This is a genomic window from Flavobacterium sp. PL002 (assembly GCF_054165825.1).
This window is the reverse complement of the sequence record NZ_CM135110.1, coordinates 1478597-1494188: the sequence shown is the minus strand read 5'-3', so window position 1 is coordinate 1494188 and position 15592 is coordinate 1478597. Positions and strand designations below refer to the sequence as shown.

The 15592-nt window shown below is 33.7% G+C and carries 13 protein-coding genes; 8 read left to right on the top strand and 5 right to left on the bottom strand.

Annotated elements, in window-relative coordinates; genetic code table 11:
• Window positions 1-32: 32 nt before the first annotated feature.
• The 3 genes from ACVEGE_RS06520 (at window position 33) to ACVEGE_RS06510 (ending at window position 3378) form a co-directional block, all read left to right on the top strand.
• Window positions 33-1904 (top strand): Nramp family divalent metal transporter, encoded by a 1872-nt coding sequence (locus ACVEGE_RS06520; protein ID WP_192500789.1) that lies wholly within the window; start codon window positions 33-35, stop codon window positions 1902-1904.
• A 99-nt stretch (window positions 1905-2003) separates the two neighbouring features.
• Window positions 2004-2657 carry a metal-dependent transcriptional regulator gene (locus tag ACVEGE_RS06515; protein ID WP_173851720.1) on the top strand — a complete coding sequence of 218 codons (654 nt, stop codon included), beginning with the start codon at window positions 2004-2006 and terminating at the stop codon, window positions 2655-2657.
• A gap of 55 nt (window positions 2658-2712) precedes the next feature.
• Complete coding sequence (locus ACVEGE_RS06510) at window positions 2713-3378, top strand: hypothetical protein (protein WP_192500788.1); 666 nt, start codon at window positions 2713-2715, stop codon at window positions 3376-3378.
• Between the two features lie 214 nt (window positions 3379-3592).
• Here the strand turns inward: ACVEGE_RS06510 and ACVEGE_RS06505 are convergent, their stop codons facing one another.
• From ACVEGE_RS06505 to ACVEGE_RS06485, 5 genes are all read right to left on the bottom strand, one after another.
• Window positions 3593-3718 (bottom strand): FeoB-associated Cys-rich membrane protein, encoded by a 126-nt coding sequence (locus ACVEGE_RS06505; RefSeq protein ID WP_173855461.1) that lies wholly within the window; start codon window positions 3716-3718, stop codon window positions 3593-3595.
• Between the two features lie 7 nt (window positions 3719-3725).
• Entirely contained in the window at window positions 3726-5825 is a 2100-nt protein-coding gene (gene feoB, locus ACVEGE_RS06500; protein WP_192500787.1) for a ferrous iron transport protein B, read from the bottom strand.
• Between the two features lies 1 nt (window position 5826).
• Complete coding sequence (locus ACVEGE_RS06495) at window positions 5827-6066, bottom strand: FeoA family protein (protein WP_173855462.1); 240 nt, start codon at window positions 6064-6066, stop codon at window positions 5827-5829.
• 586 nt (window positions 6067-6652) lie between these two features.
• A complete protein-coding gene (locus tag ACVEGE_RS06490) occupies window positions 6653-7240 on the bottom strand; it encodes a DUF6134 family protein (protein WP_192500786.1) in 588 nt (195 codons plus the stop codon).
• A 126-nt stretch (window positions 7241-7366) separates the two neighbouring features.
• Window positions 7367-8032 (bottom strand): SCO family protein, encoded by a 666-nt coding sequence (locus ACVEGE_RS06485; protein WP_192500785.1) that lies wholly within the window; start codon window positions 8030-8032, stop codon window positions 7367-7369.
• Between the two features lie 139 nt (window positions 8033-8171).
• On the opposite strand from ACVEGE_RS06485, the gene ACVEGE_RS06480 reads away from it, so the two are divergent.
• The 5 genes from ACVEGE_RS06480 to ACVEGE_RS06460 all read left to right on the top strand — a co-directional run bounded on the left by ACVEGE_RS06480 (window position 8172) and on the right by ACVEGE_RS06460 (window position 15323).
• Window positions 8172-9065 (top strand): IS1595 family transposase, encoded by an 894-nt coding sequence (locus ACVEGE_RS06480; RefSeq protein WP_192501064.1) that lies wholly within the window; start codon window positions 8172-8174, stop codon window positions 9063-9065.
• A 73-nt stretch (window positions 9066-9138) separates the two neighbouring features.
• On the top strand, window positions 9139-11202 hold the full coding sequence (locus tag ACVEGE_RS06475; RefSeq protein ID WP_192501839.1) for a M13 family metallopeptidase: 2064 nt from the start codon (window positions 9139-9141) through the stop codon (window positions 11200-11202).
• 176 nt (window positions 11203-11378) lie between these two features.
• Window positions 11379-13442 (top strand): M13 family metallopeptidase, encoded by a 2064-nt coding sequence (locus ACVEGE_RS06470; RefSeq protein ID WP_173851733.1) that lies wholly within the window; start codon window positions 11379-11381, stop codon window positions 13440-13442.
• Window positions 13443-14129: 687 nt separating this feature from the next.
• Window positions 14130-14672, top strand: a complete 543-nt coding sequence (locus ACVEGE_RS06465; protein ID WP_192499788.1) for a DUF3575 domain-containing protein — start codon at window positions 14130-14132, stop codon at window positions 14670-14672.
• Window positions 14673-14675: 3 nt separating this feature from the next.
• Window positions 14676-15323 carry a hypothetical protein gene (locus ACVEGE_RS06460; protein ID WP_192499787.1) on the top strand — a complete coding sequence of 216 codons (648 nt, stop codon included), beginning with the start codon at window positions 14676-14678 and terminating at the stop codon, window positions 15321-15323.
• Window positions 15324-15592 lie beyond the last annotated feature (269 nt).

Sequence of the window (15592 nt, the reverse complement as noted above, 5' to 3'; positions counted from 1 at the left end):
ACATAATTACATTTGTCTTAAATAGTTATCAAATGGGTAAGTCATTAGAAGAGGTAAACGAGTCCGTTTCCACTCAGAATAAGAAATCAGTTTTTCGTAAAATATTAGCATTTTTTGGTCCTGCATATTTAATAAGTGTAGGATATATGGACCCAGGAAACTGGGCAACAGATCTAGCAGGAGGAAGCCAGTTTGGGTATTCTTTACTTTGGGTTTTATTAATGAGTAACATCATGGCCTTGCTATTGCAAAGTTTAAGTGCCCGTTTAGGAATCGTTACCCAACGCGATTTAGCACAAGCGTCACGCGAGACGTATTCTCCGTTTATCAATTATATCTTGTATTTTCTGGCAGAAATTGCCATTGCTGCCTGTGATCTTGCTGAGGTTTTAGGAATGGCGATTGGTATTAATTTACTATTTGATATTCCGTTGATCGAAGGAGTGATGATTACGGTTTTAGATACCTTTCTATTGCTATTTTTAATCAATAAAGGAATTCGAAAAATGGAAGCTTTTATCATTGCTTTAGTCTTGGTAATTGGGGTTTCTTTTGTGTTCGAAATGTTCTTTGCTCAACCTGAGTTAGATAAAGTGATGCTGGGATTAATTCCAACAATGCCTAACGAAACCGCTTTGTACATTGCCATTGGTATCATTGGTGCTACAGTAATGCCGCACAATTTATACTTGCACTCTTCATTGGTGCAAACTCGAAAATTTGATCGATCAAAGGAAGGAATCAAACAAGCCTTGAAATATAATTTCATCGATTCTACTATTGCCCTGAATCTTGCCTTTTTTGTTAACGCCGCCATTTTAATTTTGGCTGCAGCCACATTTTACAAAGTCGGGATGCATAACGTAGCTGAAATTCAAGATGCGCACAAATTTTTACAACCACTTTTAGGGACAAAATGGGCACCTATTTTATTTGCAGTTGCCTTGATCGCCGCAGGACAAAGTTCGACAGTAACAGGAACTCTTGCTGGACAAATTATCATGGAAGGTTATTTGAATTTAAGAATCCAACCTTGGGTGCGTCGTATTGTAACGCGTTTAATTGCGATTGTACCGGCGGTAGTGGTGATCACTATTTTTGGAGAAGGTGTAACCGGAAAATTATTGATTTTTAGTCAGGTGATCTTGAGTTTGCAATTGGGATTTGCCATTATACCGTTGATTCACTTTGTGAGTGATAAGTCAAAAATGCGCGGATTTCATATTGGTAAATGGACACAAATTGCTTCTTGGATTGTCGCTTCGATCATCGTTATCTTGAACGGGAAATTAGTTCTTGACGAAATCACAGGATGGCTTGAAACAGCCGAAAATCCTATTATTCTATGGCTTACCGTAGTTCCGCTAGCTTTTGCTTTCTTGATTTTGCTGCTATATATCGTGATCAAGCCTTTTATATCTAAGTCAAAAGCCGACTTTCATAATCACTCCCCGCATAATTTAAAGCTGCGTTTTTCTAAATCTAAAGATTATGATAAGAAGAATATAGCCGTTACAGTTGATTTCTCTGCTGCTGATGAGGCTGCTTTAAATAGTGCATTTGAACTAGGAGGGAAACAGGCAAAATACACGTTAATACATATTGTAGAAACTGTAGGAGCTTTAATGTATGGAGAGCACATTGATGATCACGAGACTTTAGTTGACGAGAAATTACTTGAGGAGTACAAAGAAATGTTATTCGAAAAAGGATTTAATGTCAGTATTCAGCTTGGTTTTGGTAAACCTAATAAAGTAATTCCAACAATTATAAATGAAGGGGAATTTGACATTTTAGTAATGGGAACACATGGTCATACTGGTTTTAAGGATTTGATTTTTGGAACTACTGTAGATAAATTGAGACATAAAATTACCATTCCGCTATTAATTGTAAGAGAATAATAATTAGGAGCTATTTCCTGCTTTCCGCTATATCTTGCTCTTTTTAAGAAAAAAGAGCAAGGATGCCGCTGCAATCAGGGCTAAAAACACAAAGACACCATGACACTTTCCGAAGAAAATTATCTAAAAGCTATATACCATCTCACCGTAATTTCTAACACTGATGTGAGTACTAATGCGATTGCCGAAATGATGGAGACCAAAGCCTCATCAGTAACCGACATGCTTAAAAAGCTAGCCGAAAAGGATCTGGTAAATTATATAAAATACCAAGGCGTTTCCTTAACAGATCAAGGGAAACTTGCTGCTAAAATGATCGTTAGAAAACACCGTTTATGGGAGGTTTTCTTAGTGGAGAAATTAGATTTCTCTTGGGATGAGGTACACGATGTAGCCGAGCAATTAGAACACATCAAATCAGAGAAATTGATCAATAAGCTGGATGATTTTTTAGGCAACCCCACCGAAGATCCGCATGGAGATCCTATACCAAATGCACAAGGTGAAATTTTTAAAATTGAAAAACAGTTGCTTTCTGAGTTGACTGTTGGTCAAAAGGGAATGTGCGTAGGAGTCAAAGATACTTCTTCAGAGTTTTTAAAATACTTAGACAAGCAAGAGATTGCGTTGGGCTCAAAAATAGAAATTATAGGTAAAGAGAGTTTTGATTTGTCTTTAAAAATAAAAGTCGAAGGTCGCAACTTGACTATTTCCAACAAAATAGCAAGCAATTTGTTTGTTAAATTAAATTAGGATTTATGGACTACTTTTCGTACCTTATACTAAGTTAAATAACAATATTAAAATTATGAAATACAAAATTACTTTACTCGCTTTATTATCAATTAGTTTAGGTTATTCTCAATCAATAATGCCAAAAGCGGTGACTCAAGAGATGAGTGCTGGATCGCAACCCGGAATTACAGTTTATATAGCTAATGTTTCTGAGGATAACGTTGATGATGCAATTGAAGAAGTTACGAAGCCTTATAAAGGGAAAGAGACCAAAATTAGAAAGTCGGATGAGTTTTATTTAGACAATGCTACAATAGAACAAATTAGCCCAAATACAATAGATATACACCAAGTTGTAGTAAAAGATGGTAATGGTTATAATTATACTGCTTTCTTCAATTTAGGAGGTTTGTTTCTTGATAATGCCTATAGTCCTGAAAAGTTTCAATATGCAACTAATATTGTCAAAAGTATTGCTGTAAAAGCAACTGAATTGCATATGGACGAAGTATTAGAATCAGAAAACAAAGTCTTAGAAGGTTTAGAAAATGATAAAGTGAAATTAGCTAAGGGTTCTGAAAAACTAGAAAAGAACATTAAGAAAGCAAAAGACTTAATTAAAGACAGTGAAGATGAAATCAAAGAAAACGCTAAAGTGATGGCAAGTAAAACTGCCGAGATAGAAACGCAACGTCAAAAATTAATTAAGTTACAAGACATTAAAAAGATGCTTAACTAATAGCTTCTATTTTAATCGTAAAAAAAAACGCAAAGTAGTATTGAGCTGCTTTGCGTTTTTTGTTTGTTATAAATTTATTGAATAGACTAAGCTAAACTACTTCCCTATAAGTCCAATCTAATATTATTACTTCGGTCGTAGCCGAGACGCAACAGCGATTCTAAACTCCATTCCAACGAACAATTAGACTCTTTTATAAAAAGCATTGGTATAATTAGTGGCAACCACAATCATCAGTACCGCAGCTTTTATCAGATTTCTTCTTTTTAAAAAAATACTTTTTTGTTAAAAACCCTAGGGCTAAACCAAGGATTATAAAGGCTATAATTTCTTGTAACATACTCTTTTTATTTTAAAATTTGGTAGGCAATAAGCGCTACGATATAAGCAAAGCCGCTCATGAAAATTAGTTGCCCTACAGGCCATTTCCAAGAGTTGGTTTCTTTTTTTGTTATAGCCAGTGTACTGGCGCATTGTAATGCAAAAGCATAAAATAATAATAAGGATATTCCTGAGGCAAAATTAAATACTTTCTCTCCAGTTACAGGATTGATTTCAGCAGCCATTTTATTTTTTATAGTGTCGTCGTTATCACTACCACCTACACTGTAGATTGTGGCTAGTGTTCCTACAAATACTTCTCTAGCAGCAAAAGAACTAATAATGGCAATTCCTATTTTCCAATCGTATCCTAAGGGTGAAATAACAGGCTCAATGGATTTACCCATGATTCCTATATAGGAGTTTTCTAATTTATAAGAAGCGATTTTGTTTTCTAATTCTACTGGAGTCAAAGCAACGTTTTCTACTTTTGATTGGATAATTTCTTCGGCATTATTAAATTTCTTTCCAGGTCCGTAAGATGCAAGAAACCATAGCACAATAGAGATAGCTAGAATAATCTTACCAGCACCGTAAACAAAGGCTTTTGTTTTTTCGATTACATTAATGGCTACGTTTTTAAACATAGGCAGTTTGTAATTGGGCATTTCCACCACAAAAAATGTTTTGCCTTTTATTTTCATCACTTTATTCAACGCATAAGCTGATAATATAGCCATACCAAAACCTAATAAATATAACAACATTAAGGTTAGACCTTGCAAGTTAAAAATGCCTAAAACGTGCGTGTCTGGAATTACAAGTGCAATAATAATGGCATAAACTGGTAATCTAGCTGAACAGGTTGTAAATGGTGTTACCAGAATAGTGATTAAGCGTTCTTTCCAGTTTTCGATATTTCGAGTTGCCATAATAGCGGGAATGGCGCAAGCGGTTCCTGAGATTAATGGTACCACGCTTTTTCCTGATAATCCAAAATTACGCATGATTTTATCCATCAAGAAAACAACTCTACTCATATACCCACTTTCTTCTAATATGGATATAAAAAGAAATAAGAAAGCAATTTGAGGAATGAAAATTAAGATTCCACCAATACCAGGAATAATTCCTTGAGATATTAAATTGGTCAACACCCCAGGAGGCAACGATACACTTGCTAAAGCACTTAAAGAGGCAAAAGTAGAGTCAATAAACTCCATTGGAACTTTAGACCATTCAAATATAGATTGAAAAATAACAAACAAAATCGCAAAGAAAATTGCGTAACCCCAAATTTTATGTGTTAGCACTCGATCTAGTTTGGATCTAAAATCTTTTGCAACAGAAGCATCAACATTTAATCCTACTTTTAAGGTGTCGTTAATAAACTGATACCTTTTGATGGTTTCTTTTTGCTGTAAGCGTTTCAAGTCTGAATGTGACTTGGTAAACGAACTGTTAATTTCTTTTCGCTCTAGGTTCAAGAAGTTAACATCTTGAGTGATCACAAGCCATAATTTGTACAAAAGTTGTCCTGGGAATGCTTTGCGCAAGCTATCAAAATATTCTGGATCAATTATAGATGCATTCAAGCAGGGTTCGCTTGAAATGGTTTTGTAAGTAATTATTAATTTTTTTAATTCGTCTATTCCAAAGCCTTTTCGAGAACTAACTAAAGCAATTTTGGTCTTTAAATGTTCTTCTAAATACGGAATATCAAGAGTAATTCCTTTGTGTTCCATTCTGTCAGCCATATTAATGACTAAAATAGTAGGGATTTCAAGGTCTTTTATTTGGGTAAAAAGTAATAAATTACGTTTTAGATTTTCAACATCGGTAACTACAAGAGCAACATCAGGATATAATTTATCATTTTTATTTAAAAGTAATTCTATTACTACGTTTTCATCAATAGAACTCGCATTCAAACTATAGGTTCCGGGTAAGTCTAGGATGTTTGCTTTAACATTATTAGGTAATTTACAAAACCCAATTTTTTTCTCCACAGTAATTCCAGGATAGTTTCCCACTTGTTGGTTTAATCCAGTCAATTGATTAAAAACTGACGTTTTACCTACATTAGGATTCCCAATTAAAGCAACATTTATATTTTGATTAATCATTTTAAAGTTGGATTTTGATTAATTCAACTTCTATTTCGGCTGCCGTTTCTACACGAATGGCTAAATGAGAGCCATTAATATCCAAATACAATGGATCACCAAAGGGTGCTATTTGTAACAACTCCACAGTATTGCCGGGCAAACAACCCATTTCAAGTAGCTTCAACGGAATAATATCAATATCAAAATCTTTGATAATGGCTTTCTCTCCTTTTTTTAGTGAATTTATCGTGGTACGCAAGTCTTATTTAGATTGAATTAAGATTGCAAAAATACGGATTATAAAAGAAAAACGAATGATATTTATCATTTTTATGGCTGTTTCAGGGAAATTGGCTGAAGATTAACAATGCTCTTGGTTTTAGCTGCAATAGTAGTAGCAAGATTAGTGATTCGTTACAAAAATGTGGGTACGCAGTCATTAATTTTTGGGATAGTTAGTGTAGCACTTTTCAGCTATAGCTACTGAAAAAAGCAGTAATATTTATGGTTGCAAAACTCACAAAATAGGCTCCTGTTTTTTCTCCAAATTTATACTTTGTATTCATTTAATTAATATTGTGTTTTCCCCCGCTCTACGAAGTATTCATTGCTACCGCTGCGCAAATGTCTCCGACTTTGCGCCCAGTCCGATTAGTCTTTACAACATCTTAATAACTATGGTATTTTGTAAATGACTAATTTACAAAAACATCTACTTTCGGATTATCCTTTTTTTCGATCTTAACTAACCCTGATCGAGCAAATTTACAATCCATACCTACAAAGTATATCAGTAATTTAAAATAAATTTAAGGGACTAATACATACATTGCTAGCTGTCAACTTTATTTTCTCAAAGTAAATGTATAATCATACAGTACATGCTTCGTACTGCCTTGTTGCAACACACCATTGAGATAATCATAAGTTGTTTTCTCGTTATTGCTGGAATCGATAAAGAGGTAATTGTTTTGATCTATAGTTGTAATAGGACTAAAAACGGCTTCGAGCACGTCAAAATAAGGTTCGTTTACAACTGGTTTTTCAAAATACAACAAACAAGTCACATATTTGATAGGTTTATGGATAGTAGATTTTGTTCCTTTTCGGGTAATAGTGTATACGCCATTATTCTCAGTAATGGTGCTGTTGTCGTAGGGTTTGTTGTTTTTTTGTGAAATGTAAGTGCTAGATTGTAAAACGTTGTTCTTAAATACTCCAACAAGTGAAGTTGTTATAGTCGTTTTTCCTAATAGGGAAATTACAGATTTGCTATTGAGTTTGTAGGTTGTTTTGTCTCCTTCTATTAATTTTGAAACAGTAAGTTCACCAACTGTATTCCCATTAACCGAAATATCATATACGTGTTCCTGGTTTTGCGCATAGGTAAGCAAACTAAATAACGAAAGTAATAGCGTGTAAAAATACTTCATGAAATAGTGACTTTTAAACATGAACTAGTAGATAGTAAGGTAATGTTAACGAGGATCTTCATTTCGTTCCTTCAATGAATTTCACCATATCTTGCTATAATCAATAATTGTATTTTGTAAAGTGTTTTACTCTTTCGATAAAAAAGCAATATCTTCAATTAACTTTTTAATATCTTCTTTTTTGGTTCCGTCATAAAAACCGCGAACTCTTCTTTTTGCATCTACAAGAACAAAGTTTTCGGTGTGCACCATATCGTATAATTCACTTGGTTTCCCTAGTTTTACGGCTAGGTAGGATTTTCTAGCCATGGTATAAATTTCCTTTTTATCGCCTGTAACTAGATTCCACTTTTTATCATCTACACCGTATTTTTCAGCATACGCTTTTAAAACAGGAACGCTATCCACCTCAGGAAATACGGTGTGAGAAAGTAACATTACCTTGGGGTTATTGATAATAGCTTTTTGAACTTCAAATAAATTTGCGGTCATTTTTGGACAGATAGAACCACAGGTGGTAAAGAAAAAATCGGCTACATATATTTTACCCTCATAATCTTTTTGAGTAATGGTTTTTCCGTTTTGATTGGTAAACGAAAAATCAGCAATGGTATGGTACTTGCTAATGTACTGCAGGGTGCTGTCTACTAATTCAGGGTTCACATCAGCTGGATTGAATATAGGTAAACTTTTACTAGGCTTTAATGCGTTGTAAAACAAATACAAAGTAATGGTTGAGAAGACTATGAAAACACCAAAGAAGATTCGGTATTTTTTAAAAATAGATTTCATAAAAAAATAATTTAAGCAAAAATACAAAAAACAAACCTTTTTTTACTTGCTTTTAACATGGAGAATTTCGTTTGTAAATTTAACATTTTGAGGTAAGTAGATAATTTCATATCTTAGAGATCAATAAAACAAGGGAAACATGGATTTATTTACAGGGCAAAACCTTTTAGAGTTCGCTGAACGGTTTAAAACAGATGAACACTGCAAAGAATATTTAGCAAATTATAAATGGGAACGAGGATTTATTTGTTTAAAATGTAAGCATACAAAGAGTCAAATCCGCAAAGATTTTTCCAGAACTTGTAATATCTGCAGCCATACAGAAACCGCGGCGGCAAACACTTTATTTCATAAGGTTAAGTTTGGTTTACGCAAAGCCTTTTTTATATGTTTTGAGATGTCAACCACCACTAAAAGTTTATCTGCCAGTTACATGGGAGTTCGCTATGGAGTTACAGAAAAAACAGCACGTTTATTTATGCACAAAATTAGAGAAGCGATGAAATCTAGTGAGAATCATCCAATGGACGGAACTGTTCATGTTGATGAATTCGTTATTGGAGGAAAGGAAAAAGGTAAAGTAGGCAGGAGTTATGATAGCAAGAAAAAAAAGGTTGTAACAGCAGTGGAACTAACAGATGAAGGAAAAATTAAAAGAATGTATGCCTTGAAAATTGATAATTATTCAGCCAAAGAATTAGAGACAATATTTGAAAAGCACATTAATAAAAATGCAAAAATAACCACAGATAAATGGAAAGGTTATCGTCCTTTATTTGGAGATTATAATATCACACAAATAGAAAGCAACAAAGGGATGAATTTTATGGCATTGCACACAATGATTCATCAAGTAAAATCATGGATTAGAACAACATATTCATCGGTAAGTGACTTTAATATAAACAGGTATCTTGATGAATTTTGTTATCGAATTAACCGTTCTCAAAGCAAAGACACAATATTCAACAATTTGATAGTAAGAATGGTCGAGTCAGAAAAAATATATCAATCTAAAATTATATGTTCGTAACTACTGACCTCAATTAACATTTATTAAAAGTTTTATCAATAGCTTTGTGATACTAATCAAACAAACATAATAGATGAAAAATTACTTCAATAAGCCTTTGCTTTTTGTGATTCCCGCAATTATTGGGTTTTCGGAAATGCAAGCGCAAACTAAAGAAGCGATTAAGGAACCTGGGATTAACACCACGTTCTTTGATACTAAAGTTAAGCCTGCCGATAATTTCTTTAGATACGTTAACGGAACTTGGCTTGATAAAACTGAAATTCCAAGTGATAGAACTTCATGGGGGAGTTTTAACGAATTGCTTAAAAAGACTGATGCAGACGCATTAGCAATTTTAAAAGAAGCGTCTAAAAACCCACAATACAAGTCAAATACTGATCAAGGAAAAGCGATCAATTTGTACAGCACTATTTTAGATACTGTAGCGAGAAACAAACAAGGGATTACACCTTTGAAACCGTATTTAGCTAAAATTGATAAAGTAAAAAACATTCAAGATTTACAGAAATTGTTAATCGAAATGGAACCTATTGGTGGAATAGGATTTTTTGGTGTTGGTGTTGGAGCCGATGATAAAGATAGTTCTAAAAACTCTTTAAATCTTGGCGTAAGCGGATTAGGTTTGCCTGACAAAGATTACTACACATCTGAAGAAAAAGACACTAAAGAAAAAAGAGAGAAATACGAATTGCATATTGCAAGAATGTTACAGTTTACAGGAGAAACTCCTGCTGAAGCTAAAGCAAATGCAACTAAGGTTTTAGCTTTAGAAAAAGAATTGTCTAGTCCACGTCTTGATAGAGTAGAGCGTAGAGATGGTAGATTGCAATACAACCCAATGACTATTGCTGATTTGCAAAAGATAACACCAGCTATAAACTGGAAAAATTATTTTGACGGAATTGGTTTTACAAAATTAGATAGTGTAATTGTTTCTGAACCTAAATACATGAAAGCGTTACAAACTATTCTTGCTGAGAATAATGTTTCGGCTTGGAAAGAATACATGAAATGGGATTTGATTAACAATGCTAATTACCTTTTGACTACTGAGATCGAAGAGGCCAACTTTGATTTCTACGGAAAAACAATGACGGGGGCAATCAAACAAAGACCTCGTGAAGATAGAGCGCTCCAAACCGTAAACGCAACTATTGGAGAAGCTCTAGGAAAGTTGTATGTGGAGAAAATGTTTTCTGCTGAAGCAAAAGCAAAAGCAGAAAAAATGATTAAAAATATTATTAGTGCGTACCAAACTCGTATCTCTAATTTGCCTTGGATGTCTGCAGAAACTAAAACCAAAGCGATTGAAAAGTTGAATAAAATTACCATTAAAATTGGATATCCTGATCAATGGAAAGATTATTCTAAATTAAATATTAAGAGCATTGCCGAGGGAGGTAGCTATATAGAGAATGTTAAAAATCTAAGAAAATGGAATTTTCAAAAAGATATTGATAAGCTAGATAAACCAGTTGATAAGACGGAATGGCATATGTCACCACAAACGGTAAATGCCTATTACAACCCATCTTATAACGAAATTGTTTTTCCAGCAGCAATATTACAACCGCCTTTTTACAATTACCAAGCCGATGCGGCAGTAAATTATGGCGGAATAGGGGCGGTAATTGGTCATGAAATTTCGCATGGTTTTGACGATTCGGGAGCGCGTTACAATGCTGATGGTAATCTTGTAGACTGGTGGACAGCAGAAGATTTGACACGTTTTACAGCCTTAGGAACTGCTCTTGCTGATCAATACAGTGCTTTAGAACCTTTACCTGGCGTACACGTTGACGGGAAATTTACTTTAGGGGAGAACATTGGAGATTTAGGTGGTGTAAATGCCGCTTATGATGGTTTGCAATTGTATCTAAAAGAAAATAAAAACCCAGGACTTATTGACGGATTCACTCCTGAACAACGTTTCTTTATCTCATGGGCAACAGTTTGGCGTACTAAAATGCGTGATGAAGCAATAAAAAATCAAGTAAAAACAGACCCACATTCTCCTGGAATGTATAGAGCGTATGTTCCTGTACAAAATGTAGATGCTTTTTACCAAGCATTCGATATTAAAAAAGGTGACGGTATGTTTATCGAGCCAGAAAAAAGAGTTAAAATCTGGTAATATTTTTATCAAATTAAATCCCAAGTCTAACAGCTTGGGATTTTTTTATATGTTAATTTTTTGTAACATAATGAGGCAACTGGAGACTAATTAATTTCGGATTTATCACCACTGATAATGCGATAAGAGTAGTTAGTTTGCTTTTCTACTCGAATACTAATTTAAACGAAACAAAAATGAATAACAATTTCAAAAAACCACTTCTTTTTGTAATTCCAGCACTTTTTGCTATTACAACAAGTCAAGCACAAACTAAAACTCCTGAAAAAGAGCCAGGGATTAATGTTAATTACATGGATAAGGCGGTGAAGCCGAGTACTGATTTTTTTAGATATGTAAACGGAACTTGGTTAGACAATACCGAAATTCCTTCGGATAGAACTCGTTGGGGAAGCTTTGATGCGTTAAGACAAAGAACAGATGAGGATGCTTTGGCTATTTTAAAAGAAGCAGTTAACAATCCTAAATACAAATCAGATACTGATCAAGGAAAAGCAATTAATCTTTACAAAACAATCTTAGATACTGTAGGGCGTAATAAATTAGGAATTGCTCCATTGAAGCCGTACTTAAAAAAAATTGATGCGGTTAAAAGTACTAAGGATTTAGAAGCGTTATTAATCGAAATGGAACCGTTGGGCGGAATCGGTTTTTTTGGTGCTAACGTAGGTTCTGACGCTAAAAACAGTGATAGAAACGTATTGAGCGTTGGGCCTGGTGGAGTAGGTTTGCCAGATAGAGATTATTATGTTTCTGATGATGCCGACTCAAAAGAAAAAAGAGAGAAATATGTGCTTCATGTTACTAAGATGTTGGGTTTTCTTGGCGAAAAGCCAGCGGAAGCAAAAGTGAACGCAGAAAAAATTCTTGCTTTAGAAACCGAGATGTCAAAACCAAGATTTGACCGTGTAGAAAGAAGAGATAGACGAAAGTCGTACAACCCAATGACGGTAGCTGATTTGCAAAAATTAACACCATCTATTAATTGGAATAATTACTTCACCAAAATAGGCTTTAAAAATGTGGATTCATTGATTGTTTCGCAACCTAAATACATGGTCGCTTTAGAAACAATTTTGAAAGAAAACAAAGTAAGCGACTGGAAAGAATACATGCGCTGGGCCTTATTAAATAGAGCATCAAGTCAATTGTCTACTGATATTGAAAATGCTAATTTTGATTTTTATGGTAAAACCTTAACCGGTGCCGTAAAACAAAGACCAAGCGACGAAAGAGCGTTGCAAGTAATCAATGGTAGAATAGGGGAGGCTTTAGGGAAATTGTATGTAGAGAAAAAGTTTCCGGCTGAAGCCAAAGCCAAAGCAGAGAAAATGATCAAGAATATCTTTGTAGCTTTTGAAAACCGAATCAACAATCTTGCTTGGATGTCACCAGAAACTAAAGTAAGTGCCGTTGCAAAATTACATAAATCAGTTATAAAAATAGGGTATCCTGATAAATGGAAAGACTATTCGGCTTTAGTAATTAAAGGCCCTGAAGAAGGTGGGACTTATTTTGAGAATACTAAAAATATGGCCAAATGGATTTATGAGAAAGACTTAGTTGACTTATATCAACCAGTTGATAAAACCAGATGGGGAATGTCTCCACAAACAGTAAATGCATATTATAATCCATCTTATAACGAGATTGTTTTTCCAGCAGCAATATTACAACCACCATTTTATAATTACCAAGCTGATGAAGCCGTAAATTATGGTGGAATAGGAGCTGTTATTGGTCACGAAATCTCTCATGGTTTTGATGATTCAGGTTCGCGATACAATGCCGAAGGTAATTTAGTAGACTGGTGGACTGCCGAAGATTCTAAACAATTTGCCGCGCTTACAGGTGCTTTAGCGGCACAATACAGTGCTTTAGAGCCCTTACCTGGAACTTTTGTTGACGGTAAATTTACGTTAGGAGAGAACATTGGCGATTTAGGTGGAGTAAATGCTGCCTATGACGGATTACAATTGTATTTAAAAGAAAACGGAAACCCAGGTTTAATTGATGGGTATACTCCGGAACAACGTTTCTTTATTTCTTGGTCAACAATCTGGCGTACTAAAATGCGTGATGAAGCGATAAAAAACCAAGTGAAAACAGATCCACATTCTCCTGGAATGTACCGTGCTTATGTGCCATTGCAAAACATTGATACTTTCTATCAAGCATTTGATATCAAAGCAAATGACGGAATGTACATTGCTCCAGAAAAAAGAGTGAAAATCTGGTAGAAAATAATGATCAGAATAAATTTAATCCCGAGTTTACACTCGGGATTTTTTTACTTACAAGGTAATTTTTCTATCAATTTCTGTTACTTTAAAAGAGTCATTTTTGTTTCTTACGTAGTTGTCTTTATGTGTTGGCGTGTATAAAACCTTTACAGGACTGCCTTTCCAAATGATGTCTAGTTAAAGAGTCTTAAAACACAAATATTTTAAAATTTAAGTAAAAATCAATATTCTGTTTTAAATAAAGATGGGTATAGTGATTATACAAGTTTGTACATGTCGGTTGTATGACTTTAAGTCTTAGGATATGTAAACATAGAGAGATCAAATTGCTTTTAAATAAATGCGAATAAAGCTTCTTATTCATTTTCTATTGAAGTCATGTCCTTTAGATACAATTCCAAATAGTATTTTATAATGTTTGCATTAATTAGTATTCTCAAACCCTTGAAGTGATTTTTTTAGAATAGGTTATTTGAACGTCTTTATTATTATACGTAGAAATTTTCTTTCAAAGAGAATTAATTAGTATATTTGGCAAAATTATCAAAAAACAATATGAATTTCAAAAAATTGTAGTAAACCTAAGTTAATCTTTTATGAATTTTGAAGATTTCCCAAAAAAAACACTTCATATATTTTGTGTTGCAATAATTCTAAATTGTAAAATAAGTTTAAAAATCTAGCATGAAAAATTATATTTACATTCTATTAATTTTGTTAATGTTTTCAAAATTATATTCGCAAGACGCTACATCAGTAGAAAAAAATCAAATTAAAATCAATTTGTTATTACCTGGTTTTGCTTACGAGCGTGGTTTTAATAAAAAACACACCTTGTATTCTGAACTTAGCTTTGGAATTGGGTATAGAAATAGTGACTTTCATGGTTCAGCTTGGTCATTATACCCAAACATTACAGGACAATTTCGCCATTATTATAATTTAGAGAGAAGAGTCATTAAAGGAAAAGTAATTAAACACAATTCGGGTGGTTTTATTGCTTTGCATGCTAATTACAATTTTAAGCCACTTTCTAATGATAACTCTTATTCTTCAAATGAAACTTCATTCACTATTGCGCCTGTTTGGGGATTCCAACGGACTTACAGTAGTAATTTTAATTTAGGTCTTAATATAGGTCCTGGATATACAATAAATAGTTATTCTGAAGATAGTGGTTTTACTCCTGTTCTTAAATTTTCATTAGGATGGGTAATTGGTAAATAAGATATGAAAAAAACAGTTGTATTTCTCTTGATATTATTTTCAATCAACCTACAAGCGCAGCAAATTCGTGGTTTTGTAGGACTTGGCTCATATAGAGATACTGATTTTAATAACTCCGTTTTCGGAAGTGCTAATATTGGTGTAGAGTTTAAAGTAGTTCGTGTTTTTAGACCAGAAATAGAGATAGGTGTTATGTACGGTACTCTAGAAACCTTAACTAATTATACGCCAACAGGGCTTGTAGAGAGTATTTTTGAAAGAAAAACTTCTGCCATAAACTATAGTTTTTCTCCGAAAATTTATTTTGCTGACCCTGAGGATTCTGATAGTAGTTTATTTATTCGACCTAGATATACTTATTCCCGAGTGTTTGGAAGTACCGAACTTGCAAAAAGAAACCCAAGCGAATTGTCTAAACCAATAGTTGAAAAAAAATCAGCTAAAACATGGGATCAATCAATTGATATAGGAATTGGTATTTCTTTTAATTTTTCTGAAAAATATTATCATTCTGTAGATTTGATCTTGTACTACAACAATATAAATTTAGGAGACGCATTGAATACAATAGAGAGCAAAAGAAATATTAATACAAATGGTACGTTGGGATTAGGATTATTAGTGTATTTTGGAGGGAAAATAAATAATTAAGTTAAAAAGCCCCGAACTTTAATAAAATTCGGGGCTTTTTTTATAGCTTTCGCGAAAGCGGGATTTAGATGATCTCAGTTCGAGAGGATTCAATAAGACAATTGCATCTCGACTCCGCTAAATGTGGTAAAATTAGCTGATATATAGTGTGTTAGTTGTCGTCTTGGTGCTTGGTGAATGGGGCTTTATAGTAAAATATTTTCTGCCGAAAACAGAGATATGAATAAAAATCCTAATTCCACTAAAATCCAATCTCGTCAAACCACTTT

Coding starts and splice junctions, on each gene's coding strand:
- ACVEGE_RS06460 (WP_192499787.1), top strand. CDS start 14,676: ATGAAAAAAACAGTTGTATTTCTCTTGATATTATTTTCAATCAACCTA.
- ACVEGE_RS06505 (WP_173855461.1), bottom strand. CDS start 3,718: ATGTTACAAGAAATTATAGCCTTTATAATCCTTGGTTTAGCCCTAGGG.
- ACVEGE_RS06480 (WP_192501064.1), top strand. CDS start 8,172: ATGGATTTATTTACAGGGCAAAACCTTTTAGAGTTCGCTGAACGGTTT.
- ACVEGE_RS06490 (WP_192500786.1), bottom strand. CDS start 7,240: ATGAAGTATTTTTACACGCTATTACTTTCGTTATTTAGTTTGCTTACC.
- ACVEGE_RS06520 (WP_192500789.1), top strand. CDS start 33: ATGGGTAAGTCATTAGAAGAGGTAAACGAGTCCGTTTCCACTCAGAAT.
- ACVEGE_RS06515 (WP_173851720.1), top strand. CDS start 2,004: ATGACACTTTCCGAAGAAAATTATCTAAAAGCTATATACCATCTCACC.
- ACVEGE_RS06465 (WP_192499788.1), top strand. CDS start 14,130: ATGAAAAATTATATTTACATTCTATTAATTTTGTTAATGTTTTCAAAA.
- ACVEGE_RS06475 (WP_192501839.1), top strand. CDS start 9,139: ATGAAAAATTACTTCAATAAGCCTTTGCTTTTTGTGATTCCCGCAATT.
- ACVEGE_RS06510 (WP_192500788.1), top strand. CDS start 2,713: ATGAAATACAAAATTACTTTACTCGCTTTATTATCAATTAGTTTAGGT.
- feoB (WP_192500787.1), bottom strand. CDS start 5,825: ATGATTAATCAAAATATAAATGTTGCTTTAATTGGGAATCCTAATGTA.
- ACVEGE_RS06485 (WP_192500785.1), bottom strand. CDS start 8,032: ATGAAATCTATTTTTAAAAAATACCGAATCTTCTTTGGTGTTTTCATA.
- ACVEGE_RS06470 (WP_173851733.1), top strand. CDS start 11,379: ATGAATAACAATTTCAAAAAACCACTTCTTTTTGTAATTCCAGCACTT.